The sequence below is a fragment of the Flavobacterium panacis genome (assembly GCF_024649945.1).
Lineage (GTDB): Bacteria > Bacteroidota > Bacteroidia > Flavobacteriales > Flavobacteriaceae > Flavobacterium > Flavobacterium panacis.
This window is the reverse complement of record NZ_JANKMS010000019.1, coordinates 20,826-40,424: the sequence shown is the minus strand read 5'-3', so window position 1 is coordinate 40,424 and position 19,599 is coordinate 20,826. Positions and strand designations below refer to the sequence as shown.

General features: G+C 33.7%; 20 protein-coding genes and 2 tRNA genes. 12 read left to right on the top strand and 10 right to left on the bottom strand.

All coding sequences use genetic code 11. The features are described 5' to 3' along the window. Positions 1–1,020: 1,020 nt before the first annotated feature. The 3 genes from purT to NQQ59_RS24585 all read left to right on the top strand — a co-directional run bounded on the left by purT (position 1,021) and on the right by NQQ59_RS24585 (position 3,268). A complete protein-coding gene (gene purT / locus NQQ59_RS24595) occupies positions 1,021–2,181 on the top strand; it encodes a formate-dependent phosphoribosylglycinamide formyltransferase (protein WP_144215378.1) in 1,161 nt (386 codons plus the stop codon). A 191-nt stretch (positions 2,182–2,372) separates the two neighbouring features. Continuing rightward, positions 2,373–2,693, top strand: a complete 321-nt coding sequence (locus NQQ59_RS24590; protein WP_144215379.1) for a DUF6370 family protein — start codon at positions 2,373–2,375, stop codon at positions 2,691–2,693. Beyond that, positions 2,693–3,268 (top strand): Crp/Fnr family transcriptional regulator, encoded by a 576-nt coding sequence (locus NQQ59_RS24585; protein WP_144215380.1) that lies wholly within the window; start codon positions 2,693–2,695, stop codon positions 3,266–3,268. The genes NQQ59_RS24590 and NQQ59_RS24585 overlap by 1 nt, the downstream gene beginning before the upstream one ends. 81 nt (positions 3,269–3,349) lie before the next feature. On the opposite strand, the gene aceA is transcribed toward NQQ59_RS24585, so the two are convergent. After that, complete coding sequence (gene aceA, locus NQQ59_RS24580) at positions 3,350–4,630, bottom strand: isocitrate lyase (protein WP_144215381.1); 1,281 nt, start codon at positions 4,628–4,630, stop codon at positions 3,350–3,352. 192 nt (positions 4,631–4,822) lie between these two features. Beyond that, positions 4,823–6,424 (bottom strand): malate synthase A, encoded by a 1,602-nt coding sequence (gene aceB, locus NQQ59_RS24575; RefSeq protein ID WP_144215382.1) that lies wholly within the window; start codon positions 6,422–6,424, stop codon positions 4,823–4,825. Positions 6,425–6,635: 211 nt separating this feature from the next. On the opposite strand from aceB, the gene NQQ59_RS24570 reads away from it, so the two are divergent. The 5 genes from NQQ59_RS24570 to NQQ59_RS24550 all read left to right on the top strand — a co-directional run bounded on the left by NQQ59_RS24570 (position 6,636) and on the right by NQQ59_RS24550 (position 10,931). Further along, complete coding sequence (locus tag NQQ59_RS24570; RefSeq protein ID WP_144215383.1) at positions 6,636–8,117, top strand: helix-turn-helix domain-containing protein; 1,482 nt, start codon at positions 6,636–6,638, stop codon at positions 8,115–8,117. 6 nt (positions 8,118–8,123) lie between these two features. Then, positions 8,124–8,477, top strand: a complete 354-nt coding sequence (locus NQQ59_RS24565) for a hypothetical protein (protein ID WP_144215384.1) — start codon at positions 8,124–8,126, stop codon at positions 8,475–8,477. A 574-nt stretch (positions 8,478–9,051) separates the two neighbouring features. Continuing rightward, positions 9,052–9,768 (top strand): pirin family protein, encoded by a 717-nt coding sequence (locus NQQ59_RS24560; protein ID WP_144215385.1) that lies wholly within the window; start codon positions 9,052–9,054, stop codon positions 9,766–9,768. A 183-nt stretch (positions 9,769–9,951) separates the two neighbouring features. After that, positions 9,952–10,182, top strand: coding sequence for a (4Fe-4S)-binding protein (locus NQQ59_RS24555; protein WP_144215386.1), 231 nt, complete (start codon positions 9,952–9,954; stop codon positions 10,180–10,182). Positions 10,183–10,397: 215 nt separating this feature from the next. After that, positions 10,398–10,931 (top strand): YceI family protein, encoded by a 534-nt coding sequence (locus NQQ59_RS24550; protein ID WP_053471585.1) that lies wholly within the window; start codon positions 10,398–10,400, stop codon positions 10,929–10,931. A gap of 237 nt (positions 10,932–11,168) precedes the next feature. Here NQQ59_RS24550 and NQQ59_RS24545 read toward each other — a convergent pair whose 3' ends face one another. After that, a complete protein-coding gene (locus tag NQQ59_RS24545) occupies positions 11,169–12,032 on the bottom strand; it encodes a helix-turn-helix domain-containing protein (RefSeq protein WP_144215387.1) in 864 nt (287 codons plus the stop codon). 96 nt (positions 12,033–12,128) lie between these two features. Here NQQ59_RS24545 and NQQ59_RS24540 point away from each other — a divergent pair, with 96 nt between their 5' ends. Together NQQ59_RS24540 and fabD are read left to right on the top strand one after the other, a co-directional pair. Then, positions 12,129–12,491 (top strand): DUF983 domain-containing protein, encoded by a 363-nt coding sequence (locus NQQ59_RS24540; protein WP_144215388.1) that lies wholly within the window; start codon positions 12,129–12,131, stop codon positions 12,489–12,491. 71 nt (positions 12,492–12,562) lie between these two features. Further along, positions 12,563–13,435 (top strand): ACP S-malonyltransferase, encoded by an 873-nt coding sequence (gene fabD / locus NQQ59_RS24535; protein ID WP_144215389.1) that lies wholly within the window; start codon positions 12,563–12,565, stop codon positions 13,433–13,435. Positions 13,436–13,849: 414 nt separating this feature from the next. Here fabD and NQQ59_RS24530 read toward each other — a convergent pair whose 3' ends face one another. The 4 genes from NQQ59_RS24530 to NQQ59_RS24515 form a co-directional block, all read right to left on the bottom strand. Continuing rightward, positions 13,850–14,044: a hypothetical protein gene (locus NQQ59_RS24530; protein WP_144215390.1), complete on the bottom strand. Its 195-nt coding sequence runs from the start codon at positions 14,042–14,044 to the stop codon at positions 13,850–13,852. Between the two features lie 154 nt (positions 14,045–14,198). Next, positions 14,199–15,212 (bottom strand): UDP-glucose 4-epimerase GalE, encoded by a 1,014-nt coding sequence (gene galE, locus NQQ59_RS24525; protein WP_144215391.1) that lies wholly within the window; start codon positions 15,210–15,212, stop codon positions 14,199–14,201. Between the two features lie 12 nt (positions 15,213–15,224). Next, on the bottom strand, positions 15,225–15,665 hold the full coding sequence (locus NQQ59_RS24520) for a nuclear transport factor 2 family protein (RefSeq protein WP_144215392.1): 441 nt from the start codon (positions 15,663–15,665) through the stop codon (positions 15,225–15,227). A 2-nt stretch (positions 15,666–15,667) separates the two neighbouring features. Then, positions 15,668–16,801 carry a DegT/DnrJ/EryC1/StrS family aminotransferase gene (locus tag NQQ59_RS24515; protein WP_144215393.1) on the bottom strand — a complete coding sequence of 378 codons (1,134 nt, stop codon included), beginning with the start codon at positions 16,799–16,801 and terminating at the stop codon, positions 15,668–15,670. A gap of 136 nt (positions 16,802–16,937) precedes the next feature. Between NQQ59_RS24515 and NQQ59_RS24510 the strand changes: the two genes are divergently transcribed. Together NQQ59_RS24510 and NQQ59_RS24505 are read left to right on the top strand one after the other, a co-directional pair. Continuing rightward, entirely contained in the window at positions 16,938–18,167 is a 1,230-nt protein-coding gene (locus NQQ59_RS24510; protein WP_144215394.1) for a 3-deoxy-D-manno-octulosonic acid transferase, read from the top strand. A gap of 348 nt (positions 18,168–18,515) precedes the next feature. Then, positions 18,516–18,731 carry a PG1828 family lipoprotein gene (locus tag NQQ59_RS24505; RefSeq protein ID WP_091492463.1) on the top strand — a complete coding sequence of 72 codons (216 nt, stop codon included), beginning with the start codon at positions 18,516–18,518 and terminating at the stop codon, positions 18,729–18,731. Between the two features lie 118 nt (positions 18,732–18,849). Here the strand turns inward: NQQ59_RS24505 and NQQ59_RS24500 are convergent, their stop codons facing one another. From NQQ59_RS24500 to NQQ59_RS24490, 3 genes are all read right to left on the bottom strand, one after another. Then, on the bottom strand, positions 18,850–19,233 hold the full coding sequence (locus NQQ59_RS24500; protein WP_144215395.1) for a DUF1508 domain-containing protein: 384 nt from the start codon (positions 19,231–19,233) through the stop codon (positions 18,850–18,852). Between the two features lie 144 nt (positions 19,234–19,377). Further along, positions 19,378–19,463 (bottom strand) — tRNA-Leu (locus NQQ59_RS24495). Between the two features lie 14 nt (positions 19,464–19,477). Then, positions 19,478–19,550: transfer RNA gene (locus tag NQQ59_RS24490), tRNA-Gly, on the bottom strand. Positions 19,551–19,599 lie beyond the last annotated feature (49 nt).

Genomic DNA, 19,599 nt, shown 5'->3' with positions numbered 1-19,599 from the left:
ATTAAAGAGAAGTTTTCGTTTATTAATAAACAATTATTCACAATACAATTCTCCGCAATCTTGTCATTTCGAGGAACGAGAAATCACACGCGGGATTCCACAAAGCAAATCGCCAATCTTTGTAGAGTTTCTAGTGTGATTTCTCGTTCCTCGAAATGACAAACATTGGTTATTTATTGTAAAATCAAAAAAATCTGCTGAATCTGCGAGAGAATAATTTTCTTTATATTTACTCTAAAAAATTCGATGGAATCAAAAACTAATATTCAAAAACACGCAATCATTGCAGGACTTTTTGTGAGTTCTTTTTTTCCACTTCTAATTTTTTCAAAAAGTCTTTTTATCGAGTTATGTATACAGATATGTGATTTTGGTGTTTTTTGGAATCCAATATTTTGGGGTATTCTATTTCCATTATTTATTGTTTTTCTCTTTTGGAATACTGGAAAAAAAATCAGTTTTTCACTGAATCAAATTTCTTATTTTAAAGCCTGTTCTCAATTTTCATTTGGAGTAAGTTCAAAAATCATAATCTCACTTTTTACAATTTATACAATTGGATTGTTAGTGAATGGAATCTCTGTTGTTTTAAAATCACAAATTCCATATACTATTTTATTTTCAATTCTTATGATTTTGTTTTTATCATTTATCTTAATGATTCTGATCTTTTTCAGTAGTTTAATAATTGTGAAAATTAACCAAAATACACAAGCTTAAAATGAATTGCCTCCAGCTTTAGCTGGAGGTAAAATAATAATTCCCAACAAAGCTTTAGCCAACCTTTATTTTAGGCTAAAGCCATAAACCATTCTCATCTCAATTCCTCCAGCTAAAGCTGGAGGCAATTCATCTTAAAAAAAATCAGCTGAATCTGCAAAATCTGCGAGAGAACCATTCACAAACATTCTTTTAACTTAAAAACAAAAACTTAGCGTTCTTCGCGTAAATCTTTGCGAACTTTGCGGTTAAAAGAAGCTTTTTCTTTACTTTTACTACTCAACAATACACTACTCCAAAATGAAAATATTACTTCTAGGTTCAGGCGAATTAGGCAAAGAATTTGTCATCGCAGCACAACGAATCGGACAAACAATAATCGCAGTTGACAGTTACGAAAATGCACCAGCAATGCAAGTTGCACACGGTTTTGAAGTCATAAATATGCTTGACGGCGAAGCACTTGACCGAATCGTAGCCAAACACAAACCAGATTTCATCGTTCCCGAAATAGAAGCCATTCGCACCGAACGTTTTTACGATTACGAAAAGCAAGGCATTACCGTTGTTCCTTCAGCGAAAGCGGCCAACTTTACCATGAATCGTAAAGCAATCCGCGATTTAGCAGCCAAAGAACTTGGATTAAGAACAGCAAAATACCAATACGCAACATCGGCAGAAGAACTTCAAAAAGCAGTTCAAGAAGTCGGAATTCCATGTGTGGTTAAACCATTAATGTCTTCTTCTGGAAAAGGACAATCGACAATTAAATCAGAAAGTGATATCGAAAAAGCTTGGCAATATGCCGTTGCAGGTTCACGTGGCGACGTTATCGAAGTGATTGTAGAAGCTTTTGTAGATTTCCATTCAGAAATCACACTTTTAACGATTACTCAAAACGGCAATCCAACATTATTCTGCTCGCCAATTGGCCACAGACAAGAAAGAGGAGATTATCAGGAAAGCTGGCAGCCTGCTTTGGTTTCAGAAAAAGATTTGTACGAAGCTCAGGATATGGCCGAAAAAATTACCGAAGCACTCGGAGGCGCTGGACTTTTTGGTGTTGAATTTTTCTTAACCAATGAAGGAGTTTATTTCTCTGAACTTTCTCCACGTCCTCACGATACTGGAATGGTAACTTTAGCAGGAACACAAAATTTCAACGAATTCGAATTGCATTTAAGAGCGATTTTAAGTCTTCCAATTTTCGAAATTACTTTAGAAAAAGCTGGAGCAAGCGCTGTAATTTTAGCTTCAGAAGATTCTACAAACCCAACTTTTACCGGAATTGAAAAAGTAGCCGCTTTACCAAAAACCGATTTCAGAATTTTTGGAAAACCAACTTCAAGACCTTACCGAAGAATGGGAGTCGTTTTAAGTTACGATACGCTTTCAACTCCAATCAACGAAGTAACAGAACGCGCTAAAGAAACCGCAAAATTAATAACCGTAAATTCGTAGAATTAAATTAAAAAATTCTTTAACACATAGAAACATAGATTTAATTCTAATAACAAGGAAAAAGAAAAAACAAGTTTTCACACATAGCTATGTGCACTGAAACAAGTGAAACGCCTTTATATACAAAGCAGAACTATGATTCTATGTGTTAAAAAAAATACACACAACAGATTAACTATAAATTCTTAACTATGAAAAATATATTATTAGCGACTTTCCTTTTTATTGGAATCGCTGTACAAGCACAAAGCAAAAAGAAATTTGACAAACCAACAGTAGTTGAAGCTTCTTGCGGAGAATGTCAATTCGGAATGAAAGGAAAAAGCTGTGATTTAGCTGTTCGCATTGACGGAAAAAGCTATTTTGTTGACGGAACAACCATTCACGATCACGGAGATGCTCATTCAGAAAAAGGTTTTTGTAATGCAATCAGCAAAGCTTTAGTTACGGGAGAAATCAAAGGAGACAGATTCAAAGCAACTTCATTTACTTTAATTGACGATAAAAAATAATGGCATTAATTCTTGAAAACATTGCCAAACACGTTTCTCTGACTCCAGAAGAACAGGCGCTTTTTTTATCTAAATTAGAAACCAAAACATACAAAGCCAAAACGCTTTTATTGAATGCTGGCGAAGTTTGCAAACATTCGTATTTTGTAAATTCTGGCATTTTAAGAAGTTTCAATATCAACGATAATATTGTAGAACATGTTCTTTCATTTGCTTGCGAAGGCTGGTGGATGAGTGACATGTACAGCTTCTTTTCACAAAAACCGGGACAGCTTTTTATTGAAGTTTTAGAAGAAGCAGAAGTAGTTTCCTTATCCAAAGAAAATCAGGAACAATTGTATCTTGAAATTCCGAAATTGGAGCGTTTTTTCAGAATTTTAATTGAGAATTCATTAGTTGCAAATCAGCAAAGATTAATGGACAACTTAAGTTTACCTGCCGAAGAACGTTTTGAAAAATTCACCAAAAAATACGGAACATTAGTTCATAAAGTTCCTCAAAAACAAATCGCATCTTTCATTGGTGTAACACCTGAATTTTTCAGCAAAATGAAAGCTCGCCTTTTAAAGAAATAAAGTTTTCCGCCACGAATTCACGAATTATTTTTCTACAATCTTTGAAAATAAAAATTCGTGAATTCGTGGCGGAAAAAAAAATTAAAATTGCTCAACCTCTGTAGAATGTTTCATTGCAGTTATTGAAGATCTTCCTATCATAACTGTGTTTTGAACGGCATCGAAATAAGAAGTTCCCACAAAAGCCTGATGTTTTACAGCTCTGAATCCGTTTTTTTGGAGAGCGAATTCCCTTTCCTGTAATTCAGAGTAACCTGCCATACCGCGTTCTTTGTAAGCTTTAGACAATTCGAACATACTCGTATTCAAAGCGTGGAATCCTGCTAAAGTGATGAATTGGAAACTATATCCCATTGCAGCTAAATCTTCTCTAAAGGTTTCCATTTCGGCAACTGATAATTTTGCAGCCCAATTGAAAGATGGTGAACAATTGTACGCCAGCATTTTATCTGGGAATTCTTTTTTCATCGCTTTCGCAAATTTTCTCGCGTAATCTAAATCGGGATTACTGGTTTCCATCCAAATCAAATCGGCATACGGAGCATAACTCAAACCTCTTGCAATTCCCTGATCAATTCCGTTATTTACATAGAAGAAACCTTCAGCCGTTTTTTCTCCCGTTAAGAATTTTCGATCTCTTGGATCTGCATCGCTTGTCAGCAAATTAGCAGCATCAGCATCTGTTCGAGCAACAATTAAAGTTGGAACTCCCATAACATCAGAAGCCAAACGAGCTGCAATCAATTTATTAATCGCTTCTTGTGTCGGAACCAAAACTTTTCCGCCTAAGTGTCCACATTTTTTAGCAGAACTTAATTGATCTTCAAAATGAACTCCAGAAGCTCCAGCTTCAATCATTGATTTCATTAATTCGAAAGCATTTAAATTTCCTCCAAAACCTGCTTCGGCATCAGCAACGATCGGAACCAAATAATCTTTTCTATCTTCAATTTTATTTACAGTCTGAATCTGATCAGCACGCAATAAAGCATTGTTGATCTTTTTTACCACCATCGGAACGCTGTTTACAGGATACAGCGATTGATCTGGATACATTTCGCCTGCCAAATTCGCGTCAGCAGCAACCTGCCATCCGCTCAAATAAATTGCTTCTAAACCGGCATCTACTTCCTGAATCGCCTGATTTCCTGTTAAAGCTCCCAAACCTGCTACATAATCCTGACTTTTTAACTTTCTCCATAATTTCTCTGCACCCATTTTTGCAATAGAATGCTCAATTTTATACGATCCCTGAAGCGTCACTACTTCACTCGCAGTGTAAGGACGCTCCACTCCTTTCCATCTCGGGTTCGTAATCCAATCGTTAATCAATTCCTGAATTCTGTCTTCTGTTGTTTTCATAAATAGTATAGTTAAGTGGTTTGTTAGTAAGTTTACAGTCGCAGTTTTCAGTGTTCAGTTTCTTACTGGACTTAAAAATCTGCATACATTTTTTATTCTCATTTTATCTGCTTGATCTGCCAAATCTGCGAGAAAAAATTTTTAGGAGATTACGCAGATTGAGTAGATTTTATTTCATAATTTCTTGAAAAACTATAAATACTTGTAACACGGAATCGTTAAGAAATCAACGAAATCTGCATTTACAACTAGCCTTTCCAAAACTTTTTCGGCTAATGGAAATTGCTGTTCTTCGTGTTTTTCTTCTCCCAATTCTGTTTTGATTTTTTGGAATTCATCCAAAGCCAATTCGTGATAATGCGCCAAATCTAATTTTCGTCCATTATCCAAAATCACTTTATTCTGAAGCCATTGCCACAATTGTGATCTCGAAATTTCGGCAGTTGCTGCATCTTCCATTAAATTATGCAAAGCAGCTGCACCTTGTCCATTCAGCCATGAAGCCAGATATAGAACCGCAACATTGATATTTTTTCGAACACCTGTTTCTGTAATTAATCCAATTGGCGGTTCAATTAAATCTTCTTCGGTTATTTTGCGGTTTTCTCTTTTAATGTGAATCTGATTTGGACTCGGCATTCCTTCATCAAAAACAGCTTTTGCAAGTGGAACCAAATCTGGATGCGCCACCCAAGTTCCGTCGTGACCATTCCTTACTTCGCGTTCTTTATCTGTTTTTACTTTCGCGAAAGCGACTGCATTGGCTTCATCATTATTTCGAATCGGAATTTGTGCTGCCATTCCGCCAATTGCATGAATTCCTCTTTTGTGACATCTTTGAATTACCAAATTGGAATATGCATTCATAAAAGGTGAAGTCATATTTACCTGATCGCGATCTGGGACAATGAATTTTGGATTTTTTCTAAACTTTTTAATGTAGGAGAAAATATAATCCCAACGTCCGCAATTCAAGCCAACGATGTGCTCCTTTAATTCATAAATGATTTCATCCAACTGAAAACTTGCTGTAATCGTTTCAATTAAAACCGTTACTTTTATCGTTCCTCTTTTCAGTTTCAAATAATCTTCGGTAAAATCAATTACACTGTTCCACCATCTTGCTTCCAGATAATGTTCTAATTTTGGAATGTACAAATACGGTCCAGAATTGTTTTCTAAAAGTCTTTTATGATTGTGAAAAACATACAATCCAAAATCTACCAGCGATCCCGAAACTTCATTTCCTTCAATCAAAACATGTTTTTCAGGAAGATGCAAACCTCTCGGACGCACGATAAGTGTTGCGATTTTTTGATTTAAATGATACGATTTCTGTTTTACCAAATCGGTATACGTAATGGTTTTGTTTACTGCGTCGATTAAGTTCACTTGTCCGTCCATCAGATTTTTCCAAGTTGGCGAAGTACTGTCTTCAAAATCGGCCATGAAAGTTTTGGCACCCGAATTCAAAGCATTGATAATCATTTTTCGATCAACTGGTCCAGTAATTTCTACTCTTCGGTCTAATAAATCTTTCGGAATTTCTCCAGCCGTCCAATTACCTTCTCTGACGCTTTTTGTTTCTGGAGTAAAAACCGGCATGACGCCCTGATCAAAAGCAACTTGTTTTTGCTCTCTTTGCAAAAGCAGTAATTTTCTTTGCGATTCGAATTTTTTGTGTAATTCGGTAATAAACGCAGTCGCTTCTTCGGTCCAGATTTTTGGATAAGCAAGCTTTTTGTCGGCTAGGAATTCTATAGCCATTTCAGTAATCTCTAATTGGTTTTTCATAGCTGCAGATTTTAATTTTTATATGATCAAAAAGTTTTTCTTCTTAATCCTTTTTCATTTTATCAAAACTGATAAATCATAACTAACTCATAATTAATTCGTTTCGACAGTACAATGTTATAAAAAAGTTTTTTACAAAACAAGCGAACGTTCGCTAAATTTAAAAAATATTTATTTTGCGATTGTTTTTAGAATTTCTATATTTGACATTATGGATATCGAAAAAGACTATATAAAGCTGATTTTTGGGCTAAAACTGAAGCAAGTTCGAACACAAAAAAACTTGTCTCTTTTTGGTTTGGCCAAACTGACCAATCTTTCAAAATCGTATTTAAACGAGATTGAAAAAGGAAAAAAATATCCCAAAACAGATAAAATTTTGCTTTTATGCGAACATTTGGACGTGACTTACGATCAAATGGTATCTTTAAAACTCGATAACAACCTCGCTCCGATTGGCGAAATCTTAAAATCTGGAATTTTAAAGGAGATTCCGCTAGAGCTTTTCGGAATTCAGGAAGCTGATTTAATTGATATTATTGCGAATGCTCCGGCAAAAGTCAATGCGTTTATCAGTACGATTATTGAAATTGCACAACATTATAATTTAAGCCGAGAAAGTTTTTTCCTTGCCGCTTTGCGTTCGTATCAGGAAGCGCACAGCAATTATTTTGAAGATTTAGAAGAGAAAGTAATCGCTTTTTCGAAGTCCTTTCAGATTAATTTAGATTCTAAAATCAGCATTGAAGAATTGGAAGCTATTTTAAAAGAAGAATACGATTATAAGATTGAAGAAATCGTTTTTAAAGATCAGGAAGCTTTAGAAGATTTACGCTCAATTTATGTTCCGAAAAGTAGAACTTTATTGCTTTCAACTGAATTGGACGATCCGCAGAAGGCTTTTATTTTAGCCAAAGAAATCGCTTATAATTATTTGAAAATCTCAGATCGTCTGCTGACTTTCAGCTGGATTAAGTTTGAAAATTTCGATCAGGTTTTGAATAATTTTTATGCTTCTTATTTTGCAGGCGCTTTACTTTTACCAAGAAAATTGGTTGTCAATAAAATCAATGCTTTTTTAGAAAATGAAAATCCGAGACCTGAAGAATTTGTCGCTTTAATTGAAAGTTTTGAGGTCTCGCCAGAATCTTTTTACCAGCGTTTGACCAATTTATTACCGAAAGATTTTCAGCTGAAAAACCTTTTTTTCCTGAGATTATCTCATAAAATTGGTTCTGATTTTTATCAAATAAACAAAGAATTACACATTACACATCAGCAGGAACCGCACGCCAACGAAACCAACGAACATTATTGCAGAAGATGGGTTTCAGTAAAAACTATTGACGAAGCGATCAGACAAAATAAACCTCATTTTTTTGATGCTCAGATTTCGAGTTATGCCAACAGCGGCAACGAATATTTGGTTTTTTCATCGGCTACAAAAGATCCTTTTGCTGAAAATTATATCCGTAGTATTTCTGTTGGAATACTAATAAATCCGACAATGAAAAAGAAATTTAAATTCATTGACGGAAAACCTTTGGTAAAACGAATTGTAGGTGTAACTTGCGAAACCTGCGCGGTACAAGATTGTTTAGAAAGAAGCGCTCCGCCTATTGTTTTGGAGAAAAAGAAACGCCATGAAAATACAGATGCAGTTGTACAGCAGTTTATGAATCAATACAGTTAGAATTTTATGCATTATTTATCTTTACTAATAGTTCTGCTTTCTGTAAACTTCAATCAGAAAATAGACAAACTTAACGGCCGTTATAATTATCTAATCGAAGACGAAAATCAATATATCCAAAAAGACAAAATCACTTTCAAGGATAGTATTTTTGTTTTTGACAACAAGTTTTTACCAAAAGGAAAGGTTTCTTACGGGAATGCAATACTTCTGGATAATTTCATAAATATTGATTTAGTGATAACTATTCCAAAAGATCAAATTCAGAAAGATACTATTGAGTTTTTTATGCATGATAGGAATGATGATAATTATCTGGATGTAACGACTGGAAAAGGGAAATTGATTAAGATAAAATAGTTTATTTTTTAAATCACATAAGTTTTCACCACAATCTTGTCATCTCGACGAAGGAGAGATCACACAAGTAGATCGCCAAAGCGGATCGCCAATCTTTGTGGAATTTCGCGTGCGATCTCTCCTTCGTCGAGATGACAAACTATATGCTTACTTTGCGTTTAAACACATCTTCTTTTGAAAACAAAACCTCTCAATTAGCCCCGATAGAAGTGGAAATCCTTTTGTGCCGGGGTTCGGCACAAAAGATTGAAACGGATAGCGGGACTAGACGTCTTTTGAAAACCAAAATTTCTGCTTCAAAAAATCAATTAGATAATTTGAGAATGTGTCAATTAGATAATTTTACTAAATTTTGAAAATTTTTCAAAGATTGGCGAATCTCTTTGTAGAGCTACTAGTGTGATCCTTCCTTCGTCAGGATAACAAACTGCATGATAAAAAGCTTTGAACCTTTGTCTCTCTGTCTCTTTGTACCTAAAAAGAAAACCTCAGAATCTTTCTTAACCTAGATTAAGTGCTTTTCCTTTACCATGGCTGTATCTTTGTACTATAAAAATAACAAAAGGACAAAATCATGGAAAATATAGTATTACACAAAGCAGACACAAGAGGAAATGCAAATCACGGATGGTTAAATGCTTATCACAGCTTTAGTTTTGCGAGCTGGTACAATCCGGATAGAATTCAGTTTGGAGCGCTTCGTGTTTTGAACGATGACACGATTGCTGCTGGAATGGGATTTGGAACTCATCCTCATGATAATATGGAAATTATTACGATTCCGTTGGAAGGTGATTTGGCTCATAAAGACAGCATGGGAAATACTGAAATCATTAAAAATGGTGATATTCAAGTAATGAGTGCGGGAACTGGAATTCAGCATAGCGAGTTTAATCCGAATGCAGATCAGCAGACTAAATTATTGCAGATTTGGTTGTTTCCGAATAAAAGAAATGTTACGCCACGTTACCAACAAATTACTTTGGATGTTGCGGATAGACACAATAAATTGTCTCAGGTTTTATCTCCAAATGCAGATGATGAAGGCGTTTGGATTCACCAAGACGCTTGGTTTAACATGGGTAATTTTGATGCTGGAATTTCTACAGAATATAAAATCAAAAAAGAAGGAAACGGAGTTTACGCATTCGTTTTAAAAGGAAATGTAACCATCAACGGTCAGGAATTAAATTCTCGTGACGCGGTTGGAATTTCAGGAACTGATGCTTTAAACATTAAAGCGAATACAGATGCTGAATTTTTATTAATGGATGTTCCGATGAATTATTAATTCGAACAAAAAAAATTAAATACCTGTAACGCTGAAACGATAATAAATCTGGAAACCAGATTATTATCGTTTCTTTTTTTTAACCTTTAATTGATAAAAAACAAAACAAGAAAGACTAACTTTATGAAAATAAGGACATTGGTCTGACTTTTAAATTAAAACTAATCTTTAAAATTTTAAACCATGAATCCAAATAACCTCACTAAAGAATATACAAACGGAGAAGTAACGATTGTCTGGCAATCGGGAAAATGTATTCACTCGACAAATTGTGTTAAAAATAATCCAGATGTTTTTCGTCCAAAAGAAAAACCGTGGATTACGCCCGAACAATCTACAACGGAGAAAATCATTTCGACTGTAAATAAATGTCCATCTGGGGCGTTGACTTTCTATCTGAATAACAAAAAATAAAAGCTAAATCTTTTTTGCCACAGATTTCACAGATTAAAAGGATTACAATAATTTTTATTAAAGTGACGAAAAAAAATCCTTTTAATCTGTGAAATCTGTGGCTTTAAAAAACTTGCTTTTCATTTCTTAATCTAGGTTAAGTGCTTCAGGACAACTGTCACCGTAACTTTGTCCTATCAAAATGAAACAAATTAATTATTTAAAAAAATAAAATTATGGCAACTACAAAATGGTCAATTGACCCAACTCACTCAGAAATTGGTTTTAAAGTTAAACACATGATGTTTACTAATGTTTCAGGAAAATTTGGAACTTACGATGCTACAATTACTACAGACGGAGACAACTTCGAAAATGCAGCTATCGAATTTTCTGCTGATATCGCTTCTGTTGACACTGCAAATGCAGATAGAGACGGACACTTAAGAAGCGGTGACTTTTTTGATGCTGAAAATCATCCAAAATTAACTTTCAAAGCTTCTTCTTTCAAAAAAATCAATGAAGGAAGCTACGAAATCACTGGAGATTTAAACATCAAAGGTGTTTCAAAATCAGTAACATTTCCAGTAGAATACAGCGGAATCCTGACTGATCCTTGGGGAAATACTAAAGTTGGTTTAAGCATAGAAGGAAAAATCAATCGTAAAGATTGGGGATTAAACTGGAACTCAGCTCTTGAAACTGGTGGAGTTTTAGTTGGCGAAGAAGTAAAATTGAACATCGAATTACAATTCGTAAAACAAGCTTAATCTTTTGGTTTAGATTAGATTTAATTGGTTGGTTAAAAGCTCTGTACTTTTTGTGCAGGGCTTTTTTTTATGTTGCCACGAATTGCATGAATTTCGACTAATTTTTTTCTCAAAATGCTAAATATTTTTTTGCTACAGATTAAAAGATTTTCACAGATTTTTTAATCCAAATAATCCTTTAATCTGTGGCTATAAAAAATAATTCGTGGAAATTCGTGCAATTCGTGGCAAAAAAACTCAACGCACTGTATTTCTAAATTCTGTTGGAGACATTCCGGTTTGTTTTTTGAAGAATCGGGAGAAATATGAGTAATCTTCGTAGCCGACTTTGAAAGCGACTTCGTTTACGGCTAATTGTTTATCAATCAACATTCTTTTGATTTCTAGAATAACGCGATCTGTGATTACTTCTGTTGCTGTTTTTTGGAGGATTTCGTTGCAGATTCTGTTTAAATGTTTTAGTGTGATATTTAGTTTTTCTGCATAAAACGAAGGCAGTTTTTCGGTTCTGAAATATTCTTCTAAAAGCGATTCGAATGTATTGATTTTGATGTTGTACGAATGCGTTTGATGCGAATAAGTTTCGCTATATTTTCTTGCTATTTCTATATGAATGCAGTCTAATAAATTCAGTAATTTATCTAATTGATATTTATTATTCTGATTATTTTCTTGAATTAATAAATCAAAATAAGGGAGGATTTTCGGGATTTCACTTTCTTCAAAAACCATTTCTGGTCGGTTATGAATCGAATGATAAAAATTATAATCGTTAATTTTTTTTTGTCCGAAATACAAATTGTACAATTCCTGAGAAAAAATAATGACAAAACCTTCGATGTCTTCAGATAAATTCCAATGATGCATTTGTCCTGGTTGTAGCACAAAAAGACTTCCTCTCTTGATTACGAATTGATCAAAATCGACTTCATGCAAACCAGAGCCTTTCGTAAAAAAGACCATTAAATACGAATCATGCCGATGCGGTTCTTCGACAAAACTGTGATTTTTTAAATGTTCCGTAAAAGTATTCACGTAAAAATCGCGGTGAATATCGTTACAGCTAAAATTCTGAACACTATAAATCGGGTATCTTTTCATAAAAAATGTCTTTATTGTGCTATAATAAGCGAAGATATAAAAAAGACTTTTATAAACCTCTGAATTACCTTTGTATAAACAAAAAATAACAAAGTCATGTCAAGCGCATTAACTCATATTTTAAGCAACGAATGTCCTATTTGTCATAAAGGAAAAGTTTTTACAGACAAAAATATTTTCTTCAATTTTAGTCTTCCAAAAATGAATGAATACTGCAGCCACTGTAATTACAAATTCCAAAAAGAACCTGGTTATTTCTTTGGCGCCATGTATGTAAACTATGGATTAACAGTCGCTCAAGGAATTGCAACATACTGTATTGCACAGTTCTTCTTCGAAAAAAATTTCGATTTGCGAATCATTCCCATAATTGCTGTTGTGATCACTTTATTAACTTCTTTCAACCTCCGATTTTCCAGATTAGCATGGATTTACATGTTTAAGGATTATACGAAATAAAAAAGTATTATTTTTGCCTTTCAATTGAAACTAATTTCAATTCCAAAAAAAATAAAAAACAAATTAGACAAATGAAAGCATTCGTATTTCCGGGTCAAGGCGCGCAATTCACAGGAATGGGTAAAGACCTTTATGAAAATTCGGCTTTAGCCAAAGAATTATTTGAAAAAGCTAATGAAATATTAGGTTTCAGAATTACAGATATCATGTTTGAAGGCACTGCCGAAGAACTAAAAGAAACTAAAGTAACACAACCAGCTGTATTTTTACACTCTGTTATTTTAGCTAAAACTTTAGAAGATTTCAAACCGGAAATGGTTGCAGGTCACTCTTTAGGAGAATTCTCTGCTTTAGTAGCAAACGGAACTTTATCTTTTGAAGACGGACTTAAATTGGTTTCTCAACGTGCTTTAGCGATGCAAAAAGCCTGCGAAATTACTCCATCTACAATGGCTGCAGTTTTAGGTTTAGCTGATAATGTTGTGGAAGAAGTTTGTGCTTCTATCGACGGTGTTGTGGTTGCTGCAAACTACAACTGCCCAGGTCAATTGGTAATTTCTGGAGAAACTACTGCTGTTGAAAAAGCTTGTGAGGCAATGAAAGCTGCTGGAGCAAAACGTGCTTTAATTTTACCTGTTGGAGGAGCTTTTCACTCGCCAATGATGGAACCAGCTAGAGAAGAATTGGCTGCCGCAATTGAAGCGACTACATTCTCTACTCCAATTTGTCCAGTGTATCAAAACGTTACTGCACATGCAGTTTCTGATGCAAACGAAATTAAAAAGAACTTAATCATTCAATTAACTGCTCCTGTAAAATGGACTCAGTCTGTTCAGCAAATGATCGCTGACGGCGCTACTTTATTTACTGAAGTTGGTCCTGGAAAAGTTTTAGCTGGCTTGATTAATAAAATTGATAAAGAAGCGGCTACTGCTAATGCTTAATTAGTTTTTAGTTGCAGCCTCTCCTGATAGCTATCGGGATCATTTACTGGCTGTATAAATAAAAAATCCTCATCAACTTTGATCAGTTTATGAGGATTTTGTTTTATAGATATCCAACTTCAATAGAATTGTTATTTATAATCGCTGTTATCAAATAATTTCTTTCCCTTTTTTCGAAAAAAATGTACCAAGTTGTTCTATTATTGACTTTATAAAAAATATAATTTGTTCCTAAATATTTAATTGAACTAGGGGCTTGACAATGCCTTGATTTCTTTAACCTATCTGAAATTGCATCATACATTGTTAAAACATAATTTTCTGCAGATCCCAGAAATCCAAAATATTCTTTTTTATATAATACAAGTACTAAATCATCTAAAAACTCTAATACTTTTGGTGTAAATACAATTTCTATTTCCCTTTCCCCCACCATTCTCGGATTCTTCTAATGGATTCTGCTTTTGCTTCTTCAAGAGTTAGCCCTTTTGCAAACTCAGCATCAAAATCAAAAGTTTCGGGATCGATTCCTTGAGTTTTCTTTTTTTGAATTTCGTATTCTTTTGCAGGTTCTTCTACCTTGTCATTTTTTTGATTTTCCTTTTTCATGTTTAAAATTCCTACATTTTTATCTTACAAATTTATAAAATAAATGTATTCAAAATAAAAATCCCAAACAATCCATATAGATTATTTGGGATTATGTTATTTATATAAAAAGCAATCCTGATGCTATCAGGAGTCACTATGACTGAAACCTAAATTAAGAACGAACTTTCTGTTCCCATTTCCAAGCACTTGCCATTGCTTCATCTAAACTTAATTCTGATTTCCAGCCTAAAACATTATTTGCTTTATCTGTATTGGCAAAAGCTTCAGTAACATCACCTTCACGGCGAGGCATAATTTTGTATGGCAATTTTTTATCACTCACTTTTTCAAAACTATGAATCACTTCCAAAACAGAACTTCCTTTTCCTGTTCCCAAATTGAAAGTTTCTACTTTTGCCAAATTCTTTTTGTTTAACAAACGTTGTAAAGCAATTACGTGCGCTTTTGCTAAATCCACAACATGAATATAATCACGAACTGCAGTTCCATCTGATGTTGGATAATCATTTCCAAAAACAGATAACTCCTGACGCAATCCCATTCCTGTTTGCGTAATAAAAGGCACTAAATTTTGAGGAACTCCTAAAGGCAATTCTCCAATCTGAGCAGATTCGTGCGCTCCAACCGGATTAAAATAACGCAATAAAATAGCACTAATATTTGTCACTTTAGCTGTATCTGTAATTATCTCCTCTCCAATTTGCTTCGTATTCCCATAAGGAGACATTGCTACCTGAACTGGAGCATCTTCTGTAATTGGCATTTTTTCAGCCTGACCATAAACTGTACAAGAAGAACTGAAAATAAAACTTGCTTCAGGTTTTTGTTGTAATTCTTGCAAAAGATATACTAAACTATTGATATTGTTTTCATAATACAACAAAGGCTGTTCAACACTTTCTCCCACTGCTTTTGAAGCCGCAAAATGAATCACTCCCGTAACATCATTGTGTTTTTTAAAAAAATCTTTAACCGCACTTTTTTCTCTTAAATCTAATTTTTCGAATAAAGGCGTTTTTCCTGTTATTGCTGTAATTCCTTTTAAAACATCTTCCGAGGAATTTGAAAGATTATCGATTATCACAACTTCAAAGCCTTCGTTTTGCAATTCGACTACCGTGTGAGAACCTATAAATCCTAATCCTCCTGTTACTAATACTTTCATTTTGTGGTTATTTTATGTAGTTAATTTATAGGCTTGTCTTGCAATTAGAATCCATTTATTTTTCTGTTTTTGCCAAACAAGCATTATACCTATTTTAATATCTCTATCTATTCCATCGTCTTTGGTATGAGCAGACAAAACATGTCTAACTATAGCAACATCATTCTGAACAGTTATAGTCTGATTCTGAAAATCAATAGATACAAAATCTGATTTTCCACTAACTATTCCTTCAACAAATTCTGTTTGATTTTGAAAATTGCCATTTGAATGGACATAATTCAACTTATCCGAAGTTAGCGCTTTTAATTTTGCACCGTCAGCATCAATCATCGCTTGACGTAAAATCTCTACCTGACCGGCAACAGCATTTTCTTCTTTAGAATTCGTTTTTTGAGCAAAAACTGAAAACTGAACAAGAATTATCAAAATTAAAAGACTAGCTCTTCTCATATTTATTGGTTTAGAAATTCTAAAACAGAATCGGTTATAAATTTAATCTGCTCGTCATCAAGCTCAGTGTGCATCGGTAGAGCAATTACTTCCTGAACTAATTGATTCGTAACCGGAAATTGCTCTTCTTTATAGCGAGGATCTAAATAAGCTTTTTGAGAGTGAAGCGGAATTGGATAATAAATCGCACATGGAATTCCTTTATCCAATAAATGCTGCATTAAAGCATTTCTATCTGCATCTAAAATTCTTAACACATATTGATGAAAAACATGATCATTCTGATTTGCATCAAAATCAGGAGTGATGATGTGTTTATTTCCAGCAAAAGCAGCATTATATTTTGTAGCTGCTAAACGACGAGCTTGGTTATACTCATCAAGCAAAGGTAATTTTGCATTTAAAACTCCAGCTTGAATACTATCTAAACGAGAATTTACTCCTACAACATCATGATGGTAACGCTCATACATTCCGTGATTTACAATTCCGCGGATAATGTGTGCTAATTTATCATCATTAGTAAAAATCGCTCCTCCATCTCCGTAACAACCTAAATTTTTAGATGGAAAAAAAGAAGTTGCCGCAACATGACCAATTGTTCCTACTTTTGATTTTGTTCCAGATTTAGAAATATAATCAGCTCCTATTGCCTGTGCATTATCTTCAATTACATACAAATTATGTTCTACTGCAATTTCCATAATCGCATCCATATTAGCAGCGCGACCAAATAAATGCACAGGAACAATTGCTTTTGTTTTTGGCGTGATTGCTTTTTTAACTGCTTCAATATCGATATTCATGTTTACCATATCAACATCAACTAAAACCGGAGTCAATTGCAACAAAGCAATAACCTCAACAGTAGCCGCAAAAGTAAAATCGGCAGTAATAACTTCGTCACCCGGTTTCAAATCCAATCCCATCATGGCAATCTGTAAAGCATCTGTACCGTTTGCACAAGGAATTACATGTTTTGCTCCTAAATAATCTTCAAGATTTTTTTGAAACTGATGAACTAAAGGTCCGTTAATATAAGTATTAGTATCTAAAACTTCTTGAATAGAAGCGTCTACAGTAGATTTTATTTTTTCGTATTGACTTTTTAAGTCAACCATTTGTATTTTTTTCATTTTTGAATAATGTTTAAAAATTAAAGACTCTATTTCAGACAGAAATCTCTAAAAGGAGGAACAAAAATAGTTATTAATAGCTTCAAACCAATGAAAATAGTCGAAAGAAATGTAATTTAGCCACAAAAATTATTACATGCTTTTTTTATACAATTTAATCATATACATCGCAGGATTTTTCTTAAAAATCATAGCGCTATTTAGTCCGAAAATTAAGCTTTTTGTTAACGGTCGCAAAAATGTATTTTCACTCTTAGAAGAAAAAATCAAAGTAGACGACAAAACCATTTGGTTTCACTCCGCTTCATTAGGAGAATACGAACAAGGCTTACCTGTTATCGAAAAAATCAAAGAAAAATACCCTTCACATAAAATCATTGTATCCTTTTTTTCCCCATCTGGATACGAAGTGCGTAAAAATAACACAGTTGCAGATGTTACCATCTATCTTCCTCTTGACACAAAAAGCAATGCTAAACGATTTTTAAAATTAGTTCATCCTGAATTTGCATTTTTCATCAAATACGAATTCTGGCTAAATTATTTAAAGGAATTAGAAAAAAGCAAAACACCAACTTACCTGATTTCTGGAATTTTCAGAGACAATCAAATGTTTTTTAAATGGTATGGAGGATTTTACAGAAACGCCTTAAAAGCTTTTACTTACTTTTTTGTTCAGAATGAAAGCTCAAAAGAAAAAATTGAATCCATTGGCTTTAAGAATGTAATTGTTTCTGGCGACACCCGTTTTGACAGAGTTGCTACAATTTTAGCAAGAGACAATTCTCTTGATTATATCAAAAACTTCAAAAACAATCAGCAGACTATTGTAATTGGGAGCTCGTGGCCAAAAGACGAGGTTTTGATTGCCGAATATATAAATCAAGCACCAGAAGATGTAAAATTCATTATTGCACCACACAATATTAAAGCTGATCAGATTTCCAATCTTAAATCCCAGATTACAAAATCAACGGTTTTGTTTTCCGAAAAAGAAAATAAAGATTTATCTCATTATAATGTATTCATAATTGATACTGTTGGAATTCTAACAAAGATCTACAGTTATGGAACAATCGCATATGTGGGCGGCGGATTTGGAAATCCTGGAATTCACAATATCTTGGAACCTGCTACATTTGGAATTCCGATAGTAATTGGCCCAAATTATTCCAATTTTGCTGAAGCAGTGTCACTCGTAGCACTAAAAGGATGTACCGTTATCTCAAATAGTAATGAATTAAAAGTGATTTTTGACCGATTATTATCTGATAACTTACTATTTACAGAAAAAAGTGAGATCTGCAGATCATTCATTCAAAACAATAAAGGAGCAACTGAAACTATTTTGAAAAACATTTTTTAACCCTTTCAAGCATAAAAACAATCTGTCTCCACTTTTTTTATGATAATTAAACCGATTAAAATCATTTTTCCTCACACCGCTTAAAAGACAATAATCATTAAAAAACAAAATAAACTACAACAAACCAACCAAAAAGCCGAAAACACCGATAGAATTTTCAACAAAAAATAAATTTAACAAAACATACAATAATACCAATTATTTTTTCTAATTTGGCATATTATTTGATAACTAAGATAATCGTGAGCAAGGAAAATATTTTAAAAAAAAAGTGAAAAAATATTTTACATATTAAAAAATTTATATCTTTGCCACGAATTAATAATTAACCTTTTATAATAAAGTAAGATGAAAAAAGTATTTTTAAGTTTAGCTGTTGTTGCTGTTTTAACTGTTGTATCTTGTAAAAAAGCTGACGCTGCTGCTACAGAAGCTGCTGTAGATTCTACTGCTGTAACTGTTGATTCTGCTGCTGCTGTTGTTGATTCAGCTGCTGCAACTGTTGATTCTGCTGCTGCTAAAGTTGATTCAGCTGCTGCTAAAGTAGAAGAAGTAAAAAAATAATTAGAACCTAAGTTCTAAAATTTTTAAAACCATCTTAGAGATGGTTTTTTTTTATGATTAATTTTTACAAATTAATCCACTTCATAAAAAAAGCGTCTGTAATTTACAAACGCTTTTTTTATTCTGCCGCTTCCTCCAACTCTTCTTCAGTTTCCTCATCCCCAAAAATTGATTCACTCGAAGAAAAATCCAAAATCTCAGACCGAGAAGCATATGTCACAATTTCTTTTATCCCCTTCTGCAAAAGCAATTCCGTACTATATTTTCGACTTGTAGCAAAATGAAGATCCCCAAGCATCAATTTAAAAAAATACTTCCCTCCTGAACCTTTAAATTTCAAAAACTTAGAAAGATCAATATTCGCTTTAAACTTCTCAATATCCTCTTCACACTCAAACCTCAATTCATAACTCAAACTCGTAAAAATAACTTTACCTCTTCGCGAAGTAAAAGTAAATTTATATTCATCATTAAATCGCTTGCTAATTACAAAAGCACCCATTTATAAATTTTAGATTTTAGATTATTGATTTTAGATTGTTTTTGAAACCCCTAGATTTCTGGTTCCACTAATAAATTTACTACCTAAATTTATTAACTGCAAGTTTGCAAATAAAAAAAGCCTCTTCAAAAGAAGAGGCTTTAGTACTCAGAGCGGGACTTGAACCCGCACGAACATTGCTGTTCACTGGATTTTAAGTCCAGCGTGTCTACCTATTTCACCATCCGAGCATTATATGGTTTTGAGCGAAAAACGGGGCTCGAACCCGCGACCTCGACCTTGGCAAGGTCGCGCTCTACCAACTGAGCTATTTTCGCATTTCAAATTTTATTAAGAACCTGCAATACTTGATTTGTTTCGTATTGC